General features: G+C 60.3%; 2 protein-coding genes. Both read left to right on the forward strand.

The features are described 5' to 3' along the window. The first annotated feature begins 103 nt into the window (after positions 1–103). Positions 104–697, forward strand: a complete 594-nt coding sequence (gene betI, locus ACRESD_RS09845; RefSeq protein ID WP_431750741.1) for a transcriptional regulator BetI — start codon at positions 104–106, stop codon at positions 695–697. Between the two features lie 109 nt (positions 698–806). Further along, positions 807–2,279 (forward strand): betaine-aldehyde dehydrogenase, encoded by a 1,473-nt coding sequence (gene betB / locus ACRESD_RS09850; protein ID WP_431750742.1) that lies wholly within the window; start codon positions 807–809, stop codon positions 2,277–2,279. The last annotated feature ends 43 nt before the right edge of the window (positions 2,280–2,322 follow it).

Here is a 2,322-nt window from a genome sequence, read left to right on the forward strand (position 1 = left end):
ATCTTATTCTTTGTTGATTGAACGTTCAATCAAAACAAAATAGACTGGCCCTCAAGCCGACGGACGTTCATCGCCCATCGGCAGGCCTAAGGAGAGGTGCTACATGCCCAAGGTCGGTATGCAACCCATACGCCGCCAGCAGTTGATCGAAGCCACGCTAACGGCCATCGATCAGGTCGGAATGGGAGATGCCAGCATTGCGCTGATCGCCCGTTTGGCCGGCGTCTCGAACGGCATCATCAGTCACTACTTTCAGGACAAGAACGGCCTGATCGCCGCGACGATGCGGTACTTGATGAATGTGCTGATCGAAAACGTCCACGAACGCAGGTGTGCCCTGAAGGATGACAGCCCACGGGCGCACCTCCAGGTGATTATCGAAGGCAACTTCGACGCCAGCCAGGTCAACGGCCCGGCAATGAAAACCTGGTTGGCCTTCTGGGCCACCAGCATGCACCACCCGTCATTGCACAGGTTGCAGCGGATCAACGATCAACGTCTGTATTCCAACCTGTGCTGCCAGTTTCGCCGAGTGCTGCCGCTGCCACGCGCACGCAAAGCAGCCCGAGGCCTGGCGGCCCTGATCGACGGTTTGTGGTTGCGCGGCGCCCTGTCGGGAGACGCTTTCGACACGGAGCAGGCGCAACGGATCGCTTACGAATACATGGACTTCCAATTGGCCAAGCAGGTGAGTTAGAGCACACATAAACGCTCAACCCCTGAACGTCTGCCGCTCAGTGTTGCCACAACCCAATGGCCCGCTGGCGGTAGGTAACGCCAACCACTTATGCACTTGCGAGGACTTTATGGCCCGTTTCGAACTGCAAAAACTCTACATTGACGGCGGCTACAGCGACGCTGGCAGCGATGCCACCTTCGAAGCCATCAACCCGGCTAACGGTGAAGTTCTCGCCCAAGTGCAACGTGCGACGAAAGAAGACGTCGAACGCGCCGTAGTCAGCGCCGAGAAAGGCCAGAAGATCTGGGCTGCCATGACCGCCATGGAGCGTTCGCGCATCCTGCGTCGTGCCGTCGACATCCTGCGCGAGCGCAATGATGAGCTGGCTGCCCTGGAAACCTTGGACACTGGTAAAGCCTTCTCCGAAACCAAATACGTCGACATCGTCACCGGCGCCGACGTGCTGGAATACTACGCAGGCCTGGTGCCGGCCATCGAAGGCGAGCAGATACCACTGCGCGACACTTCGTTCGTCTACACCCGCCGCGAGCCGCTGGGCGTGGTCGCCGGTATCGGCGCGTGGAACTACCCGATCCAGATCGCCCTGTGGAAGTCCGCACCGGCCCTGGCGGCCGGTAACGCGATGATCTTCAAGCCAAGTGAAGTCACCTCGCTGACCACCCTGAAACTGGCCGAGATCTACACCGAAGCCGGTGTACCGGCTGGCGTGTTCAACGTCCTGACCGGCAGCGGCCGTGAAGTCGGTACCTGGCTGACCGAGCACCCGCGCATCGAGAAAGTCTCGTTCACCGGCGGCACCGACACCGGCAAGAAAGTCATGGCCAGCGCTTCCAGCTCCTCGCTGAAAGACGTGACCATGGAACTGGGTGGCAAGTCCCCGCTGATCATCTTCGACGACGCCGACCTCGACCGCGCCGCCGACACCGCGATGATGGCCAACTTCTACAGCTCCGGCCAGGTCTGCACCAACGGCACTCGCGTGTTCGTACCGAAGCACCTGCAAGCTGCGTTCGAAGCCAAGATCGTTGAGCGTGTCGCGCGCATTCGCGTTGGCAACCCGGAAGACGAAAACACCAACTTCGGTCCGCTGGTCAGCTTTGCCCACATGGAAAGCGTGTTGGGCTACATCGCCAAGGGCAAAGAGCAAGGCGCTCGCCTCCTGTGCGGCGGCGACCGTCTGACCGACGGCGCCTTCGCCAAAGGCGCCTTCGTGGCCCCGACCGTGTTCACCGACTGCACCGACGACATGACCATCGTCCGTGAAGAAATCTTCGGCCCAGTGATGAGCATCCTCACCTACGAAACCGAAGAAGAAGTGATCCGCCGCGCCAACGACACCGACTTCGGCCTGGCCGCAGGTTTGGTGACCAAAGACCTGAACCGCGCCCACCGCGTGATTCATCAGCTGGAAGCGGGTATCTGCTGGATCAACGCCTGGGGCGAATCCGACGCGAAGATGCCGGTTGGCGGCTACAAGCAGTCCGGTGTTGGCCGTGAGAACGGCATCAGCTCGCTGAACAACTTCACCCGCATCAAATCGGTACAGGTTGAGCTGGGCGACTACGCCTCGGTGTTCTAACACCCGAGCCTTGTATTGCCTGTGAGGCCGCCATCGGGGGCAA

It is taken from the genome of Pseudomonas sp. (assembly GCF_050739995.1).
Taxonomy (GTDB): domain Bacteria; phylum Pseudomonadota; class Gammaproteobacteria; order Pseudomonadales; family Pseudomonadaceae; genus Aquipseudomonas.